The 22,243-nt window shown below is 39.5% G+C and carries 26 protein-coding genes; 21 read left to right on the forward strand and 5 right to left on the reverse strand.

Going from position 1 to position 22,243, the window contains the following annotated elements:
- Positions 1 to 28: 28 nt before the first annotated feature.
- The gene (locus V1L65_RS16255; protein WP_331700253.1) at positions 29 to 871 is read left to right on the forward strand and encodes a tyrosine-type recombinase/integrase; all 843 of its coding nucleotides are present in this window, start codon (positions 29 to 31) and stop codon (positions 869 to 871) included.
- Between the two features lie 232 nt (positions 872 to 1,103).
- Here V1L65_RS16255 and V1L65_RS16260 read toward each other — a convergent pair whose 3' ends face one another.
- On the reverse strand, positions 1,104 to 1,583 hold the full coding sequence (locus V1L65_RS16260; RefSeq protein ID WP_256975910.1) for a toll/interleukin-1 receptor domain-containing protein: 480 nt from the start codon (positions 1,581 to 1,583) through the stop codon (positions 1,104 to 1,106).
- An 855-nt stretch (positions 1,584 to 2,438) separates the two neighbouring features.
- Between V1L65_RS16260 and V1L65_RS16265 the strand changes: the two genes are divergently transcribed.
- The 3 genes from V1L65_RS16265 (at position 2,439) to V1L65_RS16275 (ending at position 4,255) form a co-directional block, all read left to right on the forward strand.
- The gene (locus V1L65_RS16265; RefSeq protein ID WP_331700255.1) at positions 2,439 to 2,705 is read left to right on the forward strand and encodes a CD3324 family protein; all 267 of its coding nucleotides are present in this window, start codon (positions 2,439 to 2,441) and stop codon (positions 2,703 to 2,705) included.
- A gap of 147 nt (positions 2,706 to 2,852) precedes the next feature.
- Positions 2,853 to 3,785 (forward strand): phosphotransferase, encoded by a 933-nt coding sequence (locus V1L65_RS16270; RefSeq protein WP_331700256.1) that lies wholly within the window; start codon positions 2,853 to 2,855, stop codon positions 3,783 to 3,785.
- Positions 3,786 to 3,820: 35 nt separating this feature from the next.
- On the forward strand, positions 3,821 to 4,255 hold the full coding sequence (locus V1L65_RS16275; protein ID WP_331700257.1) for a ParB N-terminal domain-containing protein: 435 nt from the start codon (positions 3,821 to 3,823) through the stop codon (positions 4,253 to 4,255).
- A gap of 371 nt (positions 4,256 to 4,626) precedes the next feature.
- Here V1L65_RS16275 and V1L65_RS16280 read toward each other — a convergent pair whose 3' ends face one another.
- Positions 4,627 to 5,835 (reverse strand): IS110 family transposase, encoded by a 1,209-nt coding sequence (locus V1L65_RS16280; RefSeq protein WP_331700258.1) that lies wholly within the window; start codon positions 5,833 to 5,835, stop codon positions 4,627 to 4,629.
- Between the two features lie 688 nt (positions 5,836 to 6,523).
- Here V1L65_RS16280 and V1L65_RS16285 point away from each other — a divergent pair.
- From V1L65_RS16285 to V1L65_RS16310, 6 genes are all read left to right on the forward strand, one after another.
- Positions 6,524 to 7,192, forward strand: a complete 669-nt coding sequence (locus V1L65_RS16285; RefSeq protein ID WP_331700259.1) for a hypothetical protein — start codon at positions 6,524 to 6,526, stop codon at positions 7,190 to 7,192.
- A gap of 443 nt (positions 7,193 to 7,635) precedes the next feature.
- On the forward strand, positions 7,636 to 8,658 hold the full coding sequence (locus V1L65_RS16290; protein WP_331700260.1) for a leucine-rich repeat domain-containing protein: 1,023 nt from the start codon (positions 7,636 to 7,638) through the stop codon (positions 8,656 to 8,658).
- 201 nt (positions 8,659 to 8,859) lie between these two features.
- Positions 8,860 to 9,384 (forward strand): GNAT family N-acetyltransferase, encoded by a 525-nt coding sequence (locus V1L65_RS16295; RefSeq protein WP_331700261.1) that lies wholly within the window; start codon positions 8,860 to 8,862, stop codon positions 9,382 to 9,384.
- 217 nt (positions 9,385 to 9,601) lie between these two features.
- A complete protein-coding gene (locus V1L65_RS16300) occupies positions 9,602 to 10,438 on the forward strand; it encodes a GNAT family N-acetyltransferase (RefSeq protein WP_331700262.1) in 837 nt (278 codons plus the stop codon).
- A gap of 151 nt (positions 10,439 to 10,589) precedes the next feature.
- Complete coding sequence (locus V1L65_RS16305) at positions 10,590 to 11,093, forward strand: shikimate kinase (protein ID WP_331700263.1); 504 nt, start codon at positions 10,590 to 10,592, stop codon at positions 11,091 to 11,093.
- Between the two features lie 355 nt (positions 11,094 to 11,448).
- Positions 11,449 to 11,967, forward strand: a complete 519-nt coding sequence (locus V1L65_RS16310; RefSeq protein ID WP_331700264.1) for a hypothetical protein — start codon at positions 11,449 to 11,451, stop codon at positions 11,965 to 11,967.
- 199 nt (positions 11,968 to 12,166) lie between these two features.
- On the opposite strand, the gene V1L65_RS16315 is transcribed toward V1L65_RS16310, so the two are convergent.
- Positions 12,167 to 12,850 carry a DUF1963 domain-containing protein gene (locus V1L65_RS16315; RefSeq protein WP_442955702.1) on the reverse strand — a complete coding sequence of 228 codons (684 nt, stop codon included), beginning with the start codon at positions 12,848 to 12,850 and terminating at the stop codon, positions 12,167 to 12,169.
- A 3-nt stretch (positions 12,851 to 12,853) separates the two neighbouring features.
- Positions 12,854 to 13,489 (reverse strand): pentapeptide repeat-containing protein, encoded by a 636-nt coding sequence (locus V1L65_RS16320; protein ID WP_331700266.1) that lies wholly within the window; start codon positions 13,487 to 13,489, stop codon positions 12,854 to 12,856.
- A 447-nt stretch (positions 13,490 to 13,936) separates the two neighbouring features.
- Here V1L65_RS16320 and V1L65_RS16325 point away from each other — a divergent pair, with 447 nt between their 5' ends.
- Entirely contained in the window at positions 13,937 to 14,434 is a 498-nt protein-coding gene (locus tag V1L65_RS16325; protein WP_331700267.1) for a 2,4'-dihydroxyacetophenone dioxygenase family protein, read from the forward strand.
- Between the two features lie 211 nt (positions 14,435 to 14,645).
- Here the strand turns inward: V1L65_RS16325 and V1L65_RS16330 are convergent, their stop codons facing one another.
- Positions 14,646 to 14,909 (reverse strand): copper amine oxidase N-terminal domain-containing protein, encoded by a 264-nt coding sequence (locus tag V1L65_RS16330; RefSeq protein ID WP_331700281.1) that lies wholly within the window; start codon positions 14,907 to 14,909, stop codon positions 14,646 to 14,648.
- A gap of 237 nt (positions 14,910 to 15,146) precedes the next feature.
- Between V1L65_RS16330 and V1L65_RS16335 the strand changes: the two genes are divergently transcribed.
- The 10 genes from V1L65_RS16335 to V1L65_RS16380 all read left to right on the forward strand — a co-directional run.
- The gene (locus V1L65_RS16335) at positions 15,147 to 15,608 is read left to right on the forward strand and encodes a hypothetical protein (protein ID WP_331700268.1); all 462 of its coding nucleotides are present in this window, start codon (positions 15,147 to 15,149) and stop codon (positions 15,606 to 15,608) included.
- 311 nt (positions 15,609 to 15,919) lie between these two features.
- On the forward strand, positions 15,920 to 16,483 hold the full coding sequence (locus tag V1L65_RS16340) for a chloramphenicol phosphotransferase CPT family protein (protein ID WP_331700269.1): 564 nt from the start codon (positions 15,920 to 15,922) through the stop codon (positions 16,481 to 16,483).
- A gap of 236 nt (positions 16,484 to 16,719) precedes the next feature.
- On the forward strand, positions 16,720 to 17,136 hold the full coding sequence (locus V1L65_RS16345; RefSeq protein ID WP_331700270.1) for a YjdF family protein: 417 nt from the start codon (positions 16,720 to 16,722) through the stop codon (positions 17,134 to 17,136).
- A gap of 300 nt (positions 17,137 to 17,436) precedes the next feature.
- Complete coding sequence (locus V1L65_RS16350; RefSeq protein ID WP_331700271.1) at positions 17,437 to 17,853, forward strand: DUF3888 domain-containing protein; 417 nt, start codon at positions 17,437 to 17,439, stop codon at positions 17,851 to 17,853.
- Between the two features lie 61 nt (positions 17,854 to 17,914).
- Complete coding sequence (locus V1L65_RS16355) at positions 17,915 to 18,325, forward strand: DUF3888 domain-containing protein (protein WP_331700273.1); 411 nt, start codon at positions 17,915 to 17,917, stop codon at positions 18,323 to 18,325.
- A 164-nt stretch (positions 18,326 to 18,489) separates the two neighbouring features.
- Positions 18,490 to 18,837 (forward strand): hypothetical protein, encoded by a 348-nt coding sequence (locus tag V1L65_RS16360; protein WP_331700274.1) that lies wholly within the window; start codon positions 18,490 to 18,492, stop codon positions 18,835 to 18,837.
- Positions 18,838 to 19,123: 286 nt separating this feature from the next.
- The gene (locus V1L65_RS16365; RefSeq protein ID WP_331700275.1) at positions 19,124 to 19,501 is read left to right on the forward strand and encodes a CD3324 family protein; all 378 of its coding nucleotides are present in this window, start codon (positions 19,124 to 19,126) and stop codon (positions 19,499 to 19,501) included.
- Between the two features lie 156 nt (positions 19,502 to 19,657).
- On the forward strand, positions 19,658 to 20,197 hold the full coding sequence (locus V1L65_RS16370) for a hypothetical protein (RefSeq protein ID WP_331700276.1): 540 nt from the start codon (positions 19,658 to 19,660) through the stop codon (positions 20,195 to 20,197).
- Between the two features lie 439 nt (positions 20,198 to 20,636).
- Entirely contained in the window at positions 20,637 to 21,920 is a 1,284-nt protein-coding gene (gene istA / locus V1L65_RS16375) for an IS21 family transposase (RefSeq protein WP_331700277.1), read from the forward strand.
- A partial coding sequence (locus V1L65_RS16380; RefSeq protein WP_331700278.1) for an ATP-binding protein occupies positions 21,917 to 22,243 on the forward strand: 327 nt, incomplete at its 3' end. The genes istA and V1L65_RS16380, both read left to right, overlap by 4 nt.

The raw sequence follows: 22,243 nt of genomic DNA on the forward strand, positions 1-22,243 counted from the left end.
ATTAATACTTTGCGAGGAGGGGTTCGTCGTGAGATTGATGGATTTATGGTTTTTTTACGAGGCAGATAAGAGAATACTTGGATTTAGTCCGCATACTTTAAAGGCATACTCCCTACAGTTGAAGGTGATGGTCCGAGAAATCGGTAACCTTGAAATCGAAGAAGTTACTTTAACTTTATTGAAGGAGTATCTAGCGAAGCAGTCAGAAAGATTAAAACCAAGCAGCTTAGGACATCGCATACGGTTCATAAGATCACTTTTTCGGTTTGCGTTTGAAGAAGGGCACATCGATAAAAATCCGACTTTAAAACTAAAAGAGCCAAAGATGGATAAACGTATCCCCAAATTTTTAATCGAAGAGGATGTTATTCATCTGAAAATTACTTGCGATTCACCGCGCGAACATGCACTTCTGGAGTTTTTGTATTGTACGGGTTGTCGCGTTGGCGAGGTCTATAGATTAAACATAGAGGACATTAATTGGGAAAACTGCTCTGCAATCGTAAATGGAAAAGGTTCTAAGCAAAGAGAAGTTTATTTTACAACTGAGTGTAAGGTGTGGTTAAAGAGGTATCGTGAGAGTCGGAAAGATTTCTGTAATGCTCTATTTGTAACCGAATCCCATCCTGTTCGGCGAATGTCGATTCCTACAATACGTCACACCATAAAAAAGCTTGCAACCCGTGGGGAGGTTGCCGTAAATGTATATCCTCATCGGTTCCGACATACATATGCTTGTCACTTGCTTGATAATGGTGCACCATTGGATTTCATCCAGGGGATGTTAGGACACGAAAAAGCATCCACCACACAGATTTATGCCCAGTTACGTGGTGAAAGGCGAAAGGAACTGTACAGGAGATATTTTTAGGAGCCAAAAAGGCTCCCTTTTTGTATTAATTACTGGAAATATTAGGTGTAACTGTTTAAACAATTGTTGAAGTAAAGGGCAGTTTAGTTCTAAGCTGACGGTTGCTGATTTATTCCTTTCCCGACAAAGAAAAACCCAATGCAATTGCATTGGGTTTAAACATTGGTGCAACCGCGTTTGCAAAGTAACCGAGGTCCATGTAGCTCAACAAACTTAAGTAAACCAACAGAGCTTAGAGGGCGACTAGCTCTGCGAGCTTGGCCGCAACGTCTGCCATTGGCTCTTCTGCAGTGCTCAGGCCGCTTCGCGATCCGAGCAAGGGACTGACTTCGCGGAGAGCTTCATACGTTGTCTCGTGCACAATCGGAATGAGCCGATCACCCGCGAGGAGTGCCGAAAGTTCTTTGTCGGCGATGCCCTCTGATGGGAGGCGGCGTAGCATTGCAGGTGTCACCAGCACAATCCCAACTCGCGATTTCGCCAAGCCTTTGTCGATGGCGCGAAGCAACGGCACACCGAGGCCAACGTCTTTCTCACTGAACCAGACTTTAACACCATGTGACTCGAGTAGATCGTGAAGTTCCTTGGCGGCTCCCTTCCGGTCGTCCCACGCATGGCAAAGGAAGACGTCCCGAAGGTCAGGCTGATTTGCCAGGTTTTCGACGCTGTTGCGGACTGGTGTGAGTGCCCGAACTTCTTCAGCCGTGTACAATATGGCCGAACCTGCTCCTGACCAGCGCGGTTTTGAACTGCGGACGGAACCGCTAACGCTGCTTCGGCTGCCCCCAATTGTCGGGGACGAGGAGTAAGATGAGGGCGAATAGGACCTGTAGCCGCCACCACTTCGGCCATAACGCCCTCTGCACGCTGGACAGTTTTCTGCGGCACTCGCTGAGCTATGTCCCCTTACTGGAGCTGTGCATCTAGACATGTTTCTACCTCCCTAATTGAGTGAATAGTTCTGACAAATTATAACACGATTCTCCAATATAATACAGATACAGATGATTACTGGCCTAACAAGAAAAGGACTAATACGAGAACGCATGTGAAAGCCAAAAAGGCATTGATAGTGGGATCGGGTCTTTACGCTAACTGGGAACGATACTTCAATTATATAGCCTGCCGGCTTAATCCGGCAGGCTGTTCAACGGGCAGGATAGTTGAAGATCAAGCGCGGGGAACCTTATCACAAGTAGTGGTAAAGCGTAAGGTAGAATTATCGGTGAGTTTGAAGAGTAATTAACAAAGATACGACTGGAGCGCAGTACACTAAATCCGGTCGTATCTTTGTTAACAATTATTGAACTGGCAGTTTAGCACAACAAAAGGATTATTGGGAAAGTAAAACATGATATACTTGATCAGTTACCATATGGTGGAGGAGGTCAAAAAGCTGTGTTTGATGAAAAAGAGAATAAGCTCTATGCAAAGTCTACATTATAAACAACGGCGGTTGTTTGTATAGAGCTATTAAATTAAGACCGCTCAAGTCCTTAATTGGTAAATCAGTTTATAATTAGGCTTTGCTACCTTAACATTAAAAACTTTAAGGAGCAGAGTGATCATGAATTATGTTAGCGCTGATGTGTTACCAGAGGAGTTGCTAAAGGAAGTACAGAAATATATAAATGGTGTCATGGTTTATGTTCCTAAACCTGAAGGGGTACGAAAGGGATGGGGAGAGAAATCTGGCAGCAGAAAATATTTGAATCAAAGAAACGATGATATTCGCCAAGGGTTCGCTCAAGGTGCTACTGTTTATCAGCTTTCGGAACATTATCATCTTTCCTACGATAGTATTAAAAGAATTGTTTATTCGAAAGTTAAATAGAGTATTGCTTGCCTAAGAAAAGTCACATTAGATTTATTTCTAATGTGACTTTTTGTGTACAGATTAATTCCTAACTGTTTGTTACATATAATCAAGCGGTTTGGATTGATAGAATATACAAGAAACGACGAACAAGGATGTGAATAAATGACTGCATATATAAAACCTACAATAAAGATTTCCGAAGTAAAAGTTGTATTGAATAAGCATTATAATTCGGATGTGACAGGGATAACACCAATAAATGGTGGAAACTTGAGCACTGTATTCTCCTTCACGCTTTATGATAAAGAATTCGTAATCAAATTTAGCGATATAGCAGGAGTTTATGAAACGGAGAAATTTATCTCAACTCTCTTATCTTCTCAGGGGATTCCGTTCCCTCTTTGTATCGGGCTAGGGAACTTTGAATCATTGAACTATTTGATTTCAGAAAAGATAAGTGGACACAGTTTGAACAGCTGCTCTTATGAAGAACAACACAGAATGCTTCCGGAAGTCATTCAGATTCTTACACGAATGAATCATGTGTCATTAGGAACCACAAAAGGTTATGGACTGATACAATCGAGTGGTAACGGTACTTATAGTTCTTGGAAGGAACATATTATTGCTTCCTATACGGAGGAACAGGCGGGCGGTTTTTGGCAAGGATGGTACAGTTTATTCAAAACATCCTGCTTAGAAAAAGATGTCTTCGACGAATGTTATAATCGGTTATTAGCTTACTCTACCTACAATGAGCCACATCGTTATTTTATTCATGGGGATTTCCATCAGTATAATATTTTAACTAATGGACAAAAATTAACTGGCGTTGTTGATAGCAACGGTAAATATGGAGATTTTTTTATCGATCTAGCAACGTTGGACTGGCACTTAAAAACACACTTAAAGCTCGATGCGGTCCAGAGATACCAAAATTATCAGCAAGAAATGGGCATTACTATACCAAATTTTACGGAAAGATTAATTGGGGCTAAATATTATAATGGATTAATAGGATTACGCTTTTATGCAAAGATGGGATGGAATGATTCTTATTTTGAGCTACGAGATGACCTTTTAAGTTTAATATAATCGCAAGATAGTTACTTCAGGGGGAGAGTTGAAAAATGTCGGAAATAACATTGAAAGCTGCGATGGAATATTCTTTAAATGGTGATATAGAAACATGGATTCATCTATTTCTGAATGGTGAAGGAGATAATGTTGCTTTATCAGAAGGTTTAAAAATGCAAAAAAGATATTATCTAGGTCCTTTGGAAGTCAACATTAATCGTCTCAGCAGAGTGGTTGGACCTGAACTGCATATGGAGTATGTTGAGAATGAAGATTGGTGGAACCACAATATTAATCAAATTTGTGAACGTATAGAGGATGGGTGGGATATGCCGCCGTTAATTGCTGAAAATAGAAATGGCATTCTAAGTATTAGAGACGGCAATCATCGATTGGGTGCGTTAGAAAAATTAAAGAAGGAAAAATGTTTTGTTATAGTATGGGATGACACTAGTCTAGAGAATATTTCAAGAACCTTATCAAATTGATGTTAAGCAGTAAAGATAAACGCATTCTATGGCTTAACAAATAGTTAATTAATAAATTATTAAACTAAATGAACACATTAACTTAATTACATATAACGAGGCTGCCGACAATTGAATCCGGCAGTCTTTGCTACGCTAATGGGCAGATTTGGCTAACGGAGAGATTAAACTAACGGAGAACGATAGTAGAATGAACCACATTAATGAGCAGGCGCTGTGAAGCCTGCTCATTTTGTTAAACTATACCAGCTAATAGCTTGTCAAGATTCCCAGAAACAAAGACCTAAATCATGTGGTATAGTTAAAATAAGCATGCCAAATAACCCTCCAATTCAATCTATATATTGGAAGGTTATGCCAATATAATTCCGTTAAGCCTGACGGAATGCTTTTTTACTTTTCAGGATGGCGTGGATCCAATGAACAAGCTTATTTGCACATGCGACCAGAGCTACTTTATGTGGCTTTCCTTCGGCTCTCTTGCGATCGTAAAACTCTTTGATTCGCATATTGCGAGAACGGATAAGTCCGCACTGGACAGCCATAACCAGCGCATATCGAAGCTGCCGAGAACCACGTTTGGTGATGCGATTTCGGGTTGCCGTAAATTTACCTGAAGCGAACACACTCGGATCGATGCCTGCAAAGGCGACCAGTTTTTTTGGATGATCAAATCGGTCGATTTCTCCAACTTCCGATAAAATTGTTGCCGCAATTTTATGGCCAATACCGGGAATCGACTGGATTAAATCATACTCTTCAATTTCTTCAGCCAGGGCATTTATGTTCTGTTCCAACTCAGCAAGATGCTCCTGGTACTGAAGAATGAGAGTTATAAGAACTTTTAAATTTATTAAGTGGCTAGCGTATATGGTTTGCTCGAAAGGATTTTGTATTGCCGCAATAAGTAGCCGCTTTACTCGCTCGTTAATCCAATCCTCTGAACGGCCTCGTTTCGTTGAAAGCATATCTTTGATTTTCGTTTTAAGCATTAATTCGTCCGTTTGCAAAACCGAATATGAGGTTGGAAATTCACTTAGAAATCGTAGTGAAACGCCTGAATACATAGCTCCGAAGACACCTTTGTAAGCAGGGAAAACCTGATCTAGAACAGCTTGGAATTGCAATTTAGTCTGTACACACATCTTTGAAAGAGACTCATATTGTCTCGTTAGATAGCGAAGATTGAGCAGCTGCACACCTCTTTTCTTAAAAGGTTCAAACTCTTCTTTGTAGAACAACTCTCCCAAAAGATAAGCATCAGCAGCATCCGTTTTCACTTTACGAAGGTTTGACTTTCTAAGCCGATTTGAGATGAGCGGATTAATGACAATATATAGATAGTGATGCTCTTCTAAGAACTGAACAACAGGGCTTTGATAATGCCCAGTGGCTTCTAAAATAAGCAAAGGACGTTGTCTGGATGCATGCTCGACTTCTTGAATGACTTGAAGCAGTTTCTCCAGTCCATCTCGAGTATGAGCGAAATGAAACGTCCCCTTATATGGTTTTCCACGCTCTAAAAAGGCTTGTCCATGACTTTCTTCTTTAGAAATATCTAGACCGATAACTGGATTCATTAGATCTCTCCCTATACGAGTAGATTCACCGGCAGCCCCTAAGGGTTCTTGTCGCTCCATAGCATCGCTTGTTATACGGGATCTCGTGTCCCAACCAGCCTCAATCATGGTCATGACAAGTAGGGGTGAACATTATAGCGCTCGGGATCAAGTCCCACGGGCAGGTACGTTCGACCAGGCTACCTTAATCCTCTATGCAAATGAAAAAAGGATCAACCAGAAAGAACTGGTTGATCTCATAATACGAACGGGCAGTTTAACGCAACTTTCCGGTCTCTGGAATCGTAATAATAATTGTAATTGTATGGTTTTATCAACCATACAATTACAATTATTAAGGAGTGAGAAAATGCGGGTTTACATGCGAACAATCTCCGTTTCGGACAATGTAATATCTGTCGTTAGGATCGCTAATCATTCACTTTTTTTATTTCGATATTAAATAACTTAGCGGGTAATCCAGCGAGAAATAAGAGAAATAAAACTTTGGCTTATACCTATGCATGGGCACCTGCAAAATATTATAGACCAAAATCAAATCCGAATTCGAACTCACTTCCATATGGATTTTTCACCCCAATACAGTGACTTACTAATTCAATATTGAGGACTAAGGGGAGTTTATTTTCTTTAGTCCTGGTTTGCAGTTTTTTCTGCTTTTGTGGATATGGAGAACTGGAGGTTTAACATGATGAGAAAATTAACTCTATTAGTAACTTTTTTACTCTTGTTCTTAAATGCCTGCGACAATAATCAAGCACCTAAAAATGTTATATCAATCTTATCAGAACAACCAGAAATACCTTCAACTAAACCAACAGCAAGTGCTCCTCCAACGGAAACGAATAAGCCAACGCTGCTGCCATTAACTGAACAAGAGATCTATGATGTTGAATTATTGAGGTTGAGTTGGACGAGGGAACAAATGAATGAGCTTGGACTTGAAAAAATAATAAATGAGGGAACTGCTGAAACAATATATTCCAATGAAGATGCTTCGTATAGTTTTTTTGATTTTTATTCTTCGTTAACTACACCAGCTTTTGTTAGTGTATATGGGGATATTGCTGGTCCACGAAACATTAGAGTAGGAGACAGTTTTGAAGATGTATTAAATCGGTTTCCAGTGGAACAAGATTGGAAAATTAGTGATTCTGGTCTTTTTTACGGACAGTTTGATTACGCTGCTGAATTGAAATTTAGCAAACTGACTGGTAGAGTCGCTGATAGTGATTATGCAGACGTTGAAAATGGTAAGAAGATAGTTTTATGCACAGAAGAAGTTCTACCAGCGTTGACTATACATTTCGCAAATGATGTTGTGACACACTTTACTATTATAACCGTAGCAGATTGAAGAGTAAGCGTTATGTATACTTCTTCACACTAAAATAGCCTTTCGGCGTTCGTCGAGCAGATAGGACAAAGGGTTCCCACGAACCATGTGGAGATGCAGGGGGACGCGCGCGGAACACATCGACAATGGCAAAATAGTAAGTATAAATGCTTAAGGTAACACTTCAGGTCCAGTTCTACTTATTAAACCAACTGTTGGCTTTATTGATTGAAGTCAGTGACAATAACAGACAGACATGTCGGAGGACAACAACATATATCCTTTTCCGATTTAGGACAAGAACTTGTATCCTTCTCCATAACTGATTTTCATTTTCAATTGAAACAGTATCTGGGCAGCTCATTATTTACTATCAATTAAGCTAACGGGCAGGATAGTTTCAACCTGTGGTATCATGGCAATAGGATTATTAGGTACATCGAATGGGAATGGAGACTTATGGGATGAGAATGTATACAGACCCTAAAGGCAAAGCTTATGAGCAGGTTATTGATTTGGCTATACGGAACTCGGAATGTTTTGTGCTTAGGGAGAAAATTCCGGCTAATACGGTACGAGGCCAATACACAAGGGTATTGAAAGCGTTGGAGCCTTACTTGTTGAAAACAATTATTATCCAAAGCGATAATATGGATGAAGTTATGCAAATAAGAAATACCTATCGCAGTAATGTCTTTTATACCGCTGGAACCTACTATTTCTATAGATGCTGCGAAGAAAGCGGGAACCTACTGAAGCAAATGGCAAACCGCCTGTCGGATTGGATTTATCCTAGCCTGCCGGAAGACTTGTGTTTCTTGAAAGAAGGTGGCGGAGACTACCTTTACTCGGTTGCGCATGAACATATGTATGGTATAGAAGTAACTGAGGAAGAAGCAATCGAACTAATGGATCGAATTACAGGTATTTTTTTGGAATTGAAGGCTCACCGGGACCTGAATCGTCTGCTAGATGATGCCATTAAGCATAAAACCGACTGGCTGTATATAAGTGGACATGGGCTGACAGAGCTACCTGAGAGAATCCGGGACCTTACAGAGTTGCGTGAACTAGAAATTTTTGAACAGGATCTTTATCGTCTACCCGAAGGGCTGTTCGAGTTAAGCAAGCTTGAACGTTTGAAAATCCTGACGGCTGATTTGGAGAGTATTCCCTCGTCCATAGCCAGGCTGAAGAACCTGAGAGAGCTTCGTATCTATTGTGCGAGCTCGGATCGGCCCGGGTTTCAGCCCAAGCCGAAGGAAGAGATTAGCTTAAACCGCATCCCATCGGAGATTGGAGAACTGGAACAACTGGAGGTGCTGACGATTCTATATACCTCGATCCATGAACTACCGCTCGAGCTAGAGAAGCTGAAGCACCTGCAAAGCTTGCACTTAGGAATGTGTATGATCAATCGGAAGCCAGATTTCCTCTATGGTATGAAGCAGCTAAAATATATTAATGTGTCACAGGATTCGTTGTAGGAAACAATTGAAACAGAACTGTAGCTTAAATATCGGACAGATGCATTAACTAACGGATACGATAGTTGAATGAACCACATTAATGAGTGGGCGCTGTGAAGCCTGCTCATTTTGTTAAACTAACGGGCAGGAGTGCTCAATAGTTTCACGAATACTCTACTTACGGAGTTATTTACGAAACAATTAGGATGGTGAATCGAATTGAAAGAAAGAATAATATTATCTCCAGCTACTCTAGACGATGTAGAATTCATTGTTGGTATCAAAACTAGCACTTCCTTATGGCCATATGAAGATTTAATTTCATCCGATAAGGAGGCTGTTAGAAAGAATGTCGTAGAAAAAATAAATAGTGATTGGTATAAACAATACATAATAAAGCTTGATGATCCAGAAAAAACACCTATAGGAGACCTGCATATTCATTGGTATGTAAAAGAGCGTGAAAGTTGGGAAATTGGTTATTGTATCTTTCCGGAGTATCGAGAGCAAGGATACTGTGTAGAAGCTGCAAAAATAGCGTTGAAGTATGCTTTTGAAGATTGGAATGCGCATAAAGTAGTTGCTATGTGTAATGAATTCAACATCGCTTCATCCAAGGTGTTGGAAAAGATAGGAATGGTCAGAGAAGGGGTATTTAGAGAAGAACTACCCTGGCAAGGTAAATGGGTAAATCAATACTTTTACTGTATACTGGACAGTGATTATAAAGAAATGAAACTGTAATGGTGGGTGTGCCTGAGAAGTAATTTTTCACATTAGTTTGTATGAAGCTTCTTAGGTTCCGCTTTTCTTACAATAAAAAATATCATATTAAGCTAACGGGTACGATAGTAGAATGAACCACATTAATGAGCAGGCGCTGTGAAGCCTGCTCATTTTGTTAGACTAACGGGCAGTTTAGAGCAACTAAAATTAACTTTTACGTTTAGGGGGGAATATTTTGATTGAACTTCGGGAAAATGAGTTTCGCAACATCATAGATATATTACGACAACCGGATGGCATTCATAATGTATTTGTCTATTCTGTCATCGATGGTAAGCAGCAGGGCAAGATATTTGTGAATAATAGGAATATGCCAACGGCAGGCATAGTTTTAAACAAGGGTGGTTGTTACTATGTATTTGGCGATGCTTCTGACAACGCTTTTAATAACGATTTAGTTGAATTTTTGAGCAATCCATTAAACCACGCTAACTTCTTCGACTTGTACTTGTCATCGGATGAATGGCTGACACTTCTCAAGCATGAGCTGGAGGGGAACGTTGTCCAGCTAAATCGAAGTCATTATATGTTGGAAGAAGATATCTCCATAAAGTTTCGAGAAATTCAGATTCCTAAGGAATATCAGCTTAGTCCAATAGATGAAAATCTGTTTAATAAGTATCGCGACCAAATTGATAATTCGTATTCGCACTTATGGGGATCATCTGACAGTTACTTGAAAAACGCTTTTGGTTTTTGCCTTTTAAGGGATGATGATTTTGTAAGTGTGTGTAACACGTTTTACATTGGTGGCAAATACATAGCTCCAGATATTATAACGTTGAATGAATACCGGAATAGGGGATTAGCAAAGGTAGTATGTGCGCATTTTCTTAAAAAAAGCATTGAACTAGGATTAACACCATATTGGGATTGTGACGCCGGAAATGACGCATCAAATAGACTTGCACAAACATTAGGGTTTCGACATGTAAGCAATTTGCCGATTTTATGGTGGCACGAAGACAAAGTGGTTATCAAGAATTATCTCAAGAGACATCACTACGAATAGCACTAGGTAACGATAGTGCAAGAAAACTCATAACAAGCTAAGGCTGCTGCGTTAAATGGTAGCTTTGTCTCGCTAACTGGCAGTTAAAATAATTAAATGAAGGATATTTATGATTTAACAATGAAACGGTCTTTAAAAAGTGAGGATGAACATGAATATAGTTCTTGTAGGTATGTCTGGTGCTGGTAAAAGCACCTTAGGTGTGTTGCTTGCAAAAGCTTTAGGGATGGACTATGTGGATACGGATATTGTCATTGAACAACGTGAAGGTAAGTTATTACAAGAGATTATTGAAAATGATGGTATTGATAAATTTTTACGGATCGAAGAGAAAGCTGTGTTGGAACTACAATTAGAAAATTGCGTTATAGCTACAGGTGGAAGCGTTATATATTCAGAAAAAGCTATGAATGTTCTCAAACAGGGTAGTAAGGTCATTTATTTACATGTGCAGTATGAAGAGATTAAGAGGAGACTAATCAACGTAACAACCAGAGGCATTGTTATAAAGAAAGGCAATGATCTTAAGGATGTTTACGAGGAAAGAGTTCCTTTATACATTAAGTACAGTGATAAAACCCATGATTGCTCAAATAAAGATATAGAACAATGTGTAAATGAAATTATAGAGCTAATACAAAAAAGGACACAGTAGTCATTAAGCTAACGGGCACGATAGTTCAACAACGGGCAGCAGGCTAAGATCGGCTGCCTTTTCATTGAGCTAATGGGCAGTATAGCACAATGGAAGATTTACATAAAAGTATTATTTTGGTAAGTGAATAATAAGGGCTTTCGGATAGCTTGAACTGTTACCCGAAACGGTTACAATAAGGCACATGCCGAAATGTATTATCCTTGTGAGGGCAGGGGCATGAATGGGAGTGGAGGAACAACCACCGCTGGAAACGAAATAGTAATTTATCAAAGACTTTATGTTTCAGGAAAGATGAAACATTTAGTCCTTCACAAGCGTTGGTTTCTATATATTGACAAGAAAGGAGAACATTATGAAAAATATTGTAGTTCTACTATTGGCAGTTTTTATTCTTCTTACCATGAGCTGCAGTAAGAATGACACGACATCTGCTGGAGAATCTAGTTCTACTATAGAGAATGCTCCACAGAATCAAGAAAACGCAACAATAGATTATAATCCGGCAAAGGTTCTACACGACTCTGTATTTGATCTAGAATTTTTTGAGGATGACCGCATTTTCACCTGGCGTAACGCCAAGATCATCGATATCAAAATAGCCGATGAAACTTTTGATATAGATAAAGGTGTCGTAGCCGGGATGCAAATGGACTACGTTATCTATTTCGATTCCCCAGATGATAAAGTTAAACAAAGTGCCTTATACGTAAACAAGAAAGATACCCGGGTCTTTAAAATCGTGAATGATTCTACTGAACAGTTCAAACAGCTTATTACTCTCGAAGATTTAAAAGTCGGCCAAGAGGTTGAAATTCAATATTTCTTCCCTGTTACTCCTCTCTTTTTGGCAACTGAAATTATTGTCTACTAAAATTCACTAATAAGAAAAGAACAAACAGGAGTCGCGACATCTGTTGAAATAAATTAAGTCTTCATTAAGCTAACGGGTACGATAGTTGAACCATCCACAACCAGACCGCCGATTAATTAGGCGGTCTTCATACATATTATGAGATCTTAATGAGACAAAGCCTTCCCGAAAGTCTATGATGACATCGCAACGCTCCTCACTAACAATCCTGAATTACTAACTTTCCTGTCGTCAGATCCTCATTCACAAACGCAAAAATCGTCGGCGAGGCTCCCACCAGCAAGCAAAAAGGCTTGAAATTCGCATGCAATTGCAGCAGTAACCGCCAGTTACTGTCATCCGGCCAACCATCGCCTTGGAAAAAAAAGGGTACGCCCCCGATTTTATCGCCGTCAACTTCATCGCTATAGGCGTTCTGTTCCTCTTTAGTGAGCGAGATGTAGGAATTGGAAGCGAGAAATTCCGGGTCTTGGGCTTCTTGCAGCTGAGGGATGCCTTCATAAGATTCGCCATTGTCATCCCACAGCGTTGGTCCTTTAAACAATGGGGCCGTATCGATTAGAATCTCGCCTCCCGGCTGGAGAATGATCGCATTTTCACCGCCATCCGGGTCGATAATATCAGGATCAAAGAAGCCTTCTTCCATATTTTGCGCATGTGTAACAAAGAGATAGGCTATTTGAGGAACAGAAACGTTTGGAGCGGGGAATAGTTGCGGATTCAGCTCTATCTGGCCAATAAACATCATCGGGCGCTTGTCCCACCCGCTGCTAAGCGGCCATTGCGGTTCTGTTAGCCACACGGGCTGTCCTCCGAATTTCGTTATGGGAGTCTGGACCGGTTCACTGACGCGTGTAAAACTATCGATCTTGAATTTCTTCATAAATTAATCACATCCTTTGATTTTAACATCGTCCAGTATCGTATTTCCCCAAACAGGGAGCAAGCCAGACTCTCCCGTAAAGCGGCTTCCGGCTAACGAACCGTTATGAAAAAAAGCTCCATCAAAGCTGCATTCCTCAAACCGGCAATACAACAATAATGCGCCGCGAAAATTGGCATCGGAAAAACGGCAGCGTATGAACGATACATCGTTCGCTATCGTGTTACTTAAATTGCAGCCTGTAAAATCGCAATCGTTAAATTGCTTGCTGATCCTGGCGTTATTCAGCTTTGCTCCTCGGAAAGTACAGTGGCTGAATGTATGAGTCACATATCTGCTGTCCAGCTTGATCCCGCCAAAGCAACAATTTGTAAATGTTGAGGTGTTCAAGCTTGCAGAATAATCGAAACGTGCATAAGACAGATCGACGGCCTGTACTGTCAGGTATTGTATGGTCTCGCTCAGGGCAACTCCCCGATAATCCTCTAGTCCAGCATCAGTTTGTCCGTAGGGGGACGATGGAAAGACGCGGTCTTTTTTATGCAGATTATGTTTGCCTGAAACAGCGGCCAACAATCGATTCACTTCAGCGAGCTGGTCGTCATCCCATCTTGCAATGAGTGACTTTTTGTTCAACATAGACCCTCCTTGTTTTTTTCATTTGCATTCCATAAGTTAACCAGTCTAATGCCGTCAGGATGATAAAGATCTGCTTAGACGATTTGATCTAATAAATAACTCTTATGGCGATTATAAGTAATAACGATCTCTTTGCCAAAAAAGTTTCTTTTTATTAAAAAAGCTATAGTTACTGGAGGGGGAAATATTGGAGAAAGCTTATTTGTTTCAGGATTCAATAAGTATCATGTTTAGACAAAATGAAGCATATCTCTCAAGGATCGATATTATGACCCTTACCAGAAGTTGATTGGCACATGCCGCGTCATCGGCGAGCCAGATTGGGAGATGGCAATGTTAAGCTAACGGGCAGTTTAACGTGAAGACATCATGTGGAAATAAAGGGGAAATCAAGGCTGCTTTCGAATAATAAAGATAACTTAACTAAATTGAATGAAGGTGCCTCCAATGAATTCCTTAATTGAAGAATCAGTTATAAAACTCGCAGAGAAATTTCAGTTGCCAGAGCGTATTGTGAACATTGATGATCTACCTTGGGTGCCGTTCACTGATAATCACTCTTGCTGTTTCAAACCTTTACGTTTTGATTTAAACACAGGAACGTGGATTTACTTATTTAAGATTAAGAGTAATCAGATATTGGGAAGACACAGACACACTGGTGGATCAGTAATTGGCTATAATATTCACGGTAAATGGAGATATGAAGGTCGAGAATGGGTTGCTGCACCGGGAACCTTTATATTTGAGCCACCAGGCGATATCCATACGCTTATAACTGAAGACGAAGAAGTTGTAACTCTATTTATATTGGGGGGCTCACTTCAGTATTTTGATGAGAAAGATCAAATAATTGGGCAAGACGATGTTTATACCGTCCTGAATAAATATAGAGTTTATTGTGAATTACATGGGATTGAAGCTAGAGATGATCTGATTTATTAGGGTCTAGGTACATATTACCCATTAAGCTAACGGGGACGATAGCTCAATAAAATACACCACGAGGCTACCGCAGATGATCAGCAGCCTTGCTTAGCAATCGGGCAGGATAATTCCAATATGTGGTGTTATGAGTGTACTTGATTTCGTTTGTTATATCTTCAGAATTAAAAAAAGAGGAAGGAGATGATGCGACAGTTCCTTTTTTTAACGGCTAGTTATTTTTAGTTAACTTTACCCATTTAAGATTGTAATCGTATTCGAGCTGGAAGCCAAACGCTTCCGCAACGAATCGAATAGGCAACATCGTATATCCATCTCTAATGAATGGCTTAACATCCATCTCTCGCGTCTTGCCATTCTCGATTATGACATTGGAATCGATCGTAAGAACAATTTCCTTGTCCAGATGCTTCAGCGTCACTTGCCGCGTCTTGCTATTCCATGACCAATCGGCTCCTGTCCATTTTAGAAGAATAGAAGAACTATTGTAAGTATTTCGAAGAAGGCTGGTCCATCAGATAACACTGCATTCACGCATCGCAGCCTTACGGCTGCTTGGTCGCCGAGAAGCATTTCGGGGTAGATTATTCAGGCGACAACCCTGCGAACCTAACCGCGTCGCGGCCGCCCCCGTGAGGGCTTAAGGTTCTCGGGTTCGTGAATGCGGGAACGTTATCTGAAAGACCTGCAAAGAAAATGGAGGAAAGAAGCTATGAAAAGATTAATTTTCATCATCATATCATTTTTGATTTGTACCCTTTTAATTAGTTGTAATAAACAAAAACCTGATAAATATCCAGACCGTACTGAATTTACAATTCTCTCCAATATTTCAACATTATCAATCGAACTTGGTCAAGAATTAACAATCAGCACCATGTTTGAAAACAAATCGAAATTTGATTATGAGATAGAAAGAGGACCAGAATTAATATTAGTCCAATACAGAAAAATAGATGATCCTATTGGATTAATAGTTCAGGGTCCAGGCTACAATGATGTATTGAAATCAGGGCAGATCTATAAAAGTAATGAAGCAATAAAAATTGATGAAGCCGGCAGATATAAAATCAATATAGCAGCCTCTTTTAGTATAAAAATTAAACAAGAATATAGGAATTACATGATAAATGCAAAATCATTTGAAGTAGAAGTAAAGGAACCTAGAAAGTGAAATGACTATGTAAGGATATTCGAGGTAGGCAGGCCCTTCAGATAACACTGTATTCACGCATAGCAGCCTTACGGCTGCTTGGTCGCAGAGAGGCATTTCGGGGGAGCTAATTCAGGCGACAACCCTGCGAACCTAACCGCGTCGCGTCGCTTCTTTGGGCTTAAGTTTCTCGGATTCGTAAATGCGGGAACGTTATAAGAAATAGCCACAAGATCATAAAACCCATCAACATAATAATATCATCTAATGCATAGAAGTAATCTAGTTAATGAGGATATAACTTTAAGTCAACGGAAAGAGGGGAATGATGAATGCCACTTGGGACAGTCATATTTTTAAATGGAACTTCGAGTTCTGGGAAAACCAGTATTTCTTTAGAATTACAACAAATTTTAGACGAACCATACTTACACATATCAGTAGACAAGTTTTTATATATGTTGCCAGTTGACTACCTTAATGGAGGTAAACCAGCGGATACAACAAAAGATGCAGTTTTGAAAGTTATAAAGGGAATGCATCATGCACTTCCCGCATTAGTTGCTACGGGAAATAACATAATTGTCGACCATGTACTCGAAGAAAGACAATGGTTAGATGAATGCGTTATGTTGTTAGCGGATTACAAAGTGTTGTTTGTTTCAGTAATTTGTTCACTAGAAGAACTTAAACGAAGGGAAATGGAAAGAGGAGATCGGAATATAGGCCTTGCAAATTATCAGTACAATCTAGTTCATATACATGGTATTTACGACTTAGAAATAAATACGGAACTCAATAAAACTCAAGAATGTGCGCACCAAATCAAAAAGTATTTAAATGATAATCCCCATTCTAATGCCTTCAAAGCTTTAAAGCAAAGCTCGGGCAATTGAACTAAAGAGGAACAATCACGTTAATGAGCGGGCACTGTGAACCCTACTCATTGTATTAAACTAACGGGTAGTTTAGTAGAACGGTTTAACAATTGTAAAATATGTGATATAACCTTATAGGAGTGTAAAAACACAGATCGGTTGGTAGTCCGGTCGCACAGGGTTAGCCCTCGTGTCAGTGACCTTCCCCCCTCGGGATGTCCATCACTCCAGTATAAAACAGAGGGGGAGTAAGTGTGAAGCTTACCGTATTGTTTGATGAAAGTTGTAAGTACTGGATCGGTGTGATTGAGCAGGAGGAGCAGGGACGTCTAAAAGCTTGTCGTCATATTTTTGGTAACGAACCGAAGGATTCGGAGGTATTAGAGTTCGTTAGCGAGAAAATGATGGGATTGATGAGCCTCACGAAGGTAGGGACGAATGCTAAACGAAGTAAAAACACTCGAGTAAATCCGAAAAGACTAGCTCGCCAGGCGTCTAAGGAGATTGCCCAGAGAGGTTTAACTAGCCATGCTCAGGAGGCAATAAAGCTGGACCTCGAGTCTAGGAAACTCCAACGAAAAGTGCATAATCGACAACAAATTCTAGAAGAGAATGAAAGAAAATATCAACTTAGGGTTCAAAAAGCTAAGAAGAAGCACAGAGGCAAATAGTCAAGAAACTAACTAGCGTCTCAGAGGAAGCACGTCTTTATAGACTTGCTTCTTTTTCTTACTGCTCTAAAAAACAGGCTGCGAATTTGATCGTTCATTAAACTAACGGGCACGATAGTTGAATGAACCACATTAATGAGCGGGCGCTGTGAAGCCTGCTCATTTTGTTAAACTACTATGAAAGAACGGATTAACTTTCACTCTCTGTGGTGCTGCGCTTTGTGCAGCATGGATGGCTAACGGGCAGTTTACTGGAATAAACTAATACGATTTGGGAAAGGTATTCTTGAGGTGATTAACTTGAGAAAATTATGCTTCTGTGCCATCTTATTGCTGGCAATTGTGATGTCTTCAACTCCAATATATGCAACGACAACTAAATCTGAAGAAGTGAAAAAGGTATATACTACTTCAGAAGAAATCCTCTTTGATATGATGCGTCCTTCGATTAATAAATTTGTTATCGATTATTATGGACATTTAGTTCATTGGGATGAACCTCGCATCACTGACGCTAAGAGTATAGTAGGAGCGAATAATTGGACCTTTGAAGTAACATTGTGGTTAAAAGTCTACGACCCAGAGGATCAAGTTGAAGGTTTTGGATTAGACAAATTGACTTTAAAAATTGATTCGACTCGAAATAGTAAAAGCACTATAAGTCAGCCAAACATAATGTTGATGGAGTACAAAAATATTGTGCCCCCACAGAATTAGTGGTGCTAGTTGTGCAGAAAAATTGTGAAGGAGAATTAAAAAATTCAAGGGGGTTCACAAATTGTGGCGGAGAGGCATACTGACTTGTGCAACATTAATTCTTGTCTTACAGGTGTTAATACAGCCGACTAACGCAAGCTCAAACTTAAACAATAATTCGAGGCTTGTCCTAACTTTATTGGCCCCAAAAATACAAGAGCAAATAAACCAATATTACAAAGAGAAGCTTACTGAATCACCTACTTACGCGCCTTTTCTTGATCCTGTGAACATGTTGGTTGGGTATTTCGATTCCCACATTGATGTAATTGTAACTATAACTCCTTATGTAGGACCACATCTTAGTGTTGGGATGGACAAAATATCATTTAAAATCGATAATAGAGGAACGGTAGAAGTCTTAGAATATGAGCATATTAAGGACTATGAACTTCCTCCTAATTGGAAACACATTATTAAGATAAAAAAATGAATTTAACTTACAAAAATCATTAAACTAAAAGGACACAAAAACTCAATAGTCAACTTAGACGAGGCTACCGACATGGATCGGCAGCCTCGCTGCGTTAACTGGCAGGTTAACTTAGCAGTGAGTGTTATACTTTTATTTAATTCGAAATGAAAGTGGGTACTATATTGGACAATGGAAGATACGAAGAGATTCAGGAATATGATAAAGATTCCACAATTCAGGAATTGAAATTAGGTGACGATAAAAGGATTATCAATGCTTTGCTTGGACTTGCTTTTAATGAGCAAGATTGGAAGTGGGTACAAGACATTTGCTTACAATTTAGCAATAATAGTAATTACAAAGTCAGAGGAATCGCAATACTTTGTTTTGGTCATCTGGCAAGAATACATGGACAATTAGAAACTGAATTAGTTCTACCCATTGTAAAAAAGGCACTTAATGATTCCAATGAATTTGTAAGAGGTCATGCTAATAGTGCATTAGATGATATTCAATTTTTCTTAAAATAGAGTTAAACAATCGCTAGATTATTACGCTAACGGGCACATAAGGCACAGCAGTGGAACCGATCCATCGCTTGTTTTGCATTGCTGGAGATCCGCTCCGCTAACTGGCAGTATACTTTAAAACATTTACAGCGGGTGCAGGAAACAACCAAGTATTATCGAATGTAATTTTTGGAAGTGTAATAGATTTTAATACTTTTTTGAAGAAAGGGTCGGGTCACAGATTATGGGCAATTTTACGATCTGCTCTATGCAAAGTCTTGATCTATAAACAACGGCGGTTGTTTGTATGGAGCCAGGATTTATTTTACCGCCTTACTATCAACGTATTGCGATAATTGTTTATAGGATAGGCTTTGCAACCTTAAATTTTCGATTAATTTTAAGGAGCAGAGCTATCATGAAGTATGTAAACGCCGATATCATTTTTCCAGAAGAACTATTAAAGGAAATACAGAAATATATCCACGGTAGCATGGTTTACGTACCAACTCCTGAAGGACAACGGAAGAGATGGGGCGAAAATTCAGGAATTCGAAAACACTTGATCCACAGAAACGAAGCAATATGTCAACAATATATCGATGGCGCAACGATAGACGAACTTTCTGATCAATTCTGTCTTTCCAACGATAGCATTAAAAAGATCATTTATTCAAAAAAGTAGGACAAAGAAATCACATCAGATCTTATGATGTGATTTTTTGTGTAATAAATGATTCTGAATTATCCTTTATATATTTTTTTAACTGTTCCCTTGCTATGATTAACAAAACACCACTCATGGAGGTTATTAAGAGGCCATTCATTAAAGGAGAATTTGATGAATATTGATGTGCAATTAACAGATAAAAATGATGCAAATGTTATAAAAAACCTTTATCCTTTGTATCTATATGACCTATCAGGTCATTATGACAGACTTCCAAATCTACACGGGATTTACGAGGAAAGTGATGATCTTAGGACATTAAGTGACCAGTATGAAGTTCAAAATATTTGGTGGGAAAAACCAGATATATTATTCCCCTTTTTAATTTTAGTAAATGGGATACCAGCGGGGTTTATTCTAATAGCAACCCCGCCACATTGTAATAAAGGAGTTGATTACTTTGTAAATGAATTCTTTTTAATTCAATCGTTAAGGGGTCAAGGTATTGCTGAACGTGCAGCAATTATGGTGTTTGAACAATTTAAAGGGAATTGGGAACTTTTTACTAACCCGATAGAAAAAAACATTGTTGGACAAAAATTTTGGAGGAAAACGATCTCTAATTATACCAATGGAGTTTATATTGAGAAATTCGGGGAAACATTCGATGGACATAAACTTATTTTCCGATTTGGTAATTTTGATAAATAGTCGATATTCAAATTATTCAGTTAAATATAGCTTTTCCTAATTAAGCTAACGGATACGTTAGTTCAACAAAGCGGCGGCAGTCTAATACTTTATTTTCTTTGGACAATTGTACCAAGGTAATAGTATAGTTTGGTTGGCGGATTTTGTTCCATCTAAGTTCATCTCTATAGACTAATATAAATTCAGTCGTGTGAAACCTTGATTGGCTTCGTGCCTTTCAAGGTTTTTTTGACGGGGGCTACCCAGTGCCATACTGAGAAGGCATTAAATGAAAGGATAAGATTCTACCTAGAAATAATATTTAGATTGGTGGGCTTTGTACTTTCTAAGTTCATCTTAGTCGATTACAAATGCTAACTTAAACATGTACACAAATGCTTGAATAAGAATGTACAGTTTTGACGAGTTAAATCATACTTGTCTCAAGGGAGAGATGAGTATGTACATCACGTTGAACGTTCAATCAAACATAGAGATTCGTAATTTACTAGACTTACCTAAACTTAAATCATTGATGGAGAATCTCAATATGAAAATCAATATAAGCCAATTAGCAAGAGAGCTAGAGGTGGATCGTCGAACCATCCAGAAATATCTAGATGGATTTACACGAAAAAGATCACGAGATAAAGGCTCGAAGATTGATGAATACTATGAAACCATTGCCGCACTTCTATCCACAGACAGCAAGCAAGTGTTTTACTACAAACGAGTACTGTGGCAGTACCTTACAGACAATCATGGACTGCAATGTTCAGCATCTGCCTTTCGTGCCTACATCGCTCGTAAGCCTGAGTTTGAAGCTTACTTTAAGCACGGACAACGTATACCATCACCACAAGGAACGATTCGTTTTGAGACAGATCCGGGCGTGCAAGCCCAGCTAGATTGGAAAGAAAGCATTCCCTTTGAAACGAAAGACGGAGAGAAGGTTGAAGTGAATGTGGCCGTATTCCTACTCTCACATTCTCGATTCAGGATGTACCACATGAGCATATCCAAATCGCAAAGCGTGTTGCTCTCCTTCTTGACAGAGGCCTTTGAAACTATCGGTGGTGTCCCCCACGAGATTCTGACCGACAACATGAAGACCGTTATGGACGAGGCAAGAACGGAACATACTGCCGGTAAAGTGAATGTCAAGTTCGCTGGTTTCGCAGCCGACTTTGGATTTAAAGTTAGGCCCTGTATTGCAGGAAGGCCTCGTACCAAAGGAAAAGTAGAAGCACAAATGAAAATATTAGACGAGATCCATGCCTACCAAGGTCAATTGAGCTTACCAGAGCTTCACGTATACATTCAGAAGCTATGTGATCGTGTGAACCAGTCGTTCCATCAAGGAACGGGGAAAGTACCTGTTCTAGCCCTAGAAAAGGAAAAGAACTTCTTACACCCGTTACCAGCGGAGCGTGTAAGAAGTTCCTATCGCATACATCATAAGCTTGTAAAGATCAATGCGTCGAACATGATCTCCCACCAATCCAGACAATACTCAGTTCCCGCTGGGTATCAAGGAAAAACGGTAGGAATACAAGTCTACGACAACCATTTGTATGCTTATTATAACACGAAACTTCTGGTACGCCATCCTATTGGTGAAGCAAAATTAAATTACACAGAAGAGCACTACAAGGAAAACTTAAGATTGTCTATGCCCAGTTACCCAGACATTAATGACTTGGCCAAGAAGAATCTACGTGCGATTGGAGGTGCATTTGAATGAATTTGACCTCCTACCAACAAGCGATACGTAACCTAGAGTATCTAAGCCTTAAGCAAATGGTGACCCATTTAAATGAAGTCGTCGATTTTAGTATTCATAACCAACTGTCGTTCATGGATATGCTTGTGAAGCTTACAAGCTATGAGATTGATGTGCGTGAGCAGAACATGATTCATGCGATGGTAAAGGTCGGTGCCTTTCCGCATCAGAAAGAGCTCTTAGACTTTGACTTTAGCTTTCAGCCTTCCGTGAATCGAGAGCAAATGCTGGACTTCGCTGGCTTACGCTTTATTGAAGGCAATGAAAACATTGTGTTTCTAGGA

The organism is Paenibacillus sp. IITD108 (genome assembly GCF_036541265.1).
In the GTDB taxonomy this organism is placed as follows: Bacteria; Bacillota; Bacilli; order Paenibacillales; family Paenibacillaceae; genus Pristimantibacillus.

What these genes read in the sequence shown, in the direction of transcription:
- V1L65_RS16265 (WP_331700255.1), top strand. Translation starts at nt 2,439, where the DNA reads ATGAATTATGTTAGCGCTGATGTGTTACCAGAGGAGTTGCTAAAGGAA.
- V1L65_RS16270 (WP_331700256.1), top strand. Translation starts at nt 2,853, where the DNA reads ATGACTGCATATATAAAACCTACAATAAAGATTTCCGAAGTAAAAGTT.
- V1L65_RS16275 (WP_331700257.1), top strand. Translation starts at nt 3,821, where the DNA reads ATGTCGGAAATAACATTGAAAGCTGCGATGGAATATTCTTTAAATGGT.
- V1L65_RS16280 (WP_331700258.1), bottom strand. Translation starts at nt 5,835, where the DNA reads ATGAATCCAGTTATCGGTCTAGATATTTCTAAAGAAGAAAGTCATGGA.
- V1L65_RS16285 (WP_331700259.1), top strand. Translation starts at nt 6,524, where the DNA reads ATGATGAGAAAATTAACTCTATTAGTAACTTTTTTACTCTTGTTCTTA.
- V1L65_RS16290 (WP_331700260.1), top strand. Translation starts at nt 7,636, where the DNA reads ATGAGAATGTATACAGACCCTAAAGGCAAAGCTTATGAGCAGGTTATT.
- V1L65_RS16305 (WP_331700263.1), top strand. Translation starts at nt 10,590, where the DNA reads ATGAATATAGTTCTTGTAGGTATGTCTGGTGCTGGTAAAAGCACCTTA.
- V1L65_RS16310 (WP_331700264.1), top strand. Translation starts at nt 11,449, where the DNA reads ATGAAAAATATTGTAGTTCTACTATTGGCAGTTTTTATTCTTCTTACC.
- V1L65_RS16315 (WP_442955702.1), bottom strand. Translation starts at nt 12,850, where the DNA reads ATGAAGAAATTCAAGATCGATAGTTTTACACGCGTCAGTGAACCGGTC.
- V1L65_RS16320 (WP_331700266.1), bottom strand. Translation starts at nt 13,489, where the DNA reads ATGTTGAACAAAAAGTCACTCATTGCAAGATGGGATGACGACCAGCTC.
- V1L65_RS16325 (WP_331700267.1), top strand. Translation starts at nt 13,937, where the DNA reads ATGAATTCCTTAATTGAAGAATCAGTTATAAAACTCGCAGAGAAATTT.
- V1L65_RS16335 (WP_331700268.1), top strand. Translation starts at nt 15,147, where the DNA reads ATGAAAAGATTAATTTTCATCATCATATCATTTTTGATTTGTACCCTT.
- V1L65_RS16340 (WP_331700269.1), top strand. Translation starts at nt 15,920, where the DNA reads ATGCCACTTGGGACAGTCATATTTTTAAATGGAACTTCGAGTTCTGGG.
- V1L65_RS16365 (WP_331700275.1), top strand. Translation starts at nt 19,124, where the DNA reads ATGGAGCCAGGATTTATTTTACCGCCTTACTATCAACGTATTGCGATA.
- V1L65_RS16370 (WP_331700276.1), top strand. Translation starts at nt 19,658, where the DNA reads ATGAATATTGATGTGCAATTAACAGATAAAAATGATGCAAATGTTATA.
- istA (WP_331700277.1), top strand. Translation starts at nt 20,637, where the DNA reads ATGTACATCACGTTGAACGTTCAATCAAACATAGAGATTCGTAATTTA.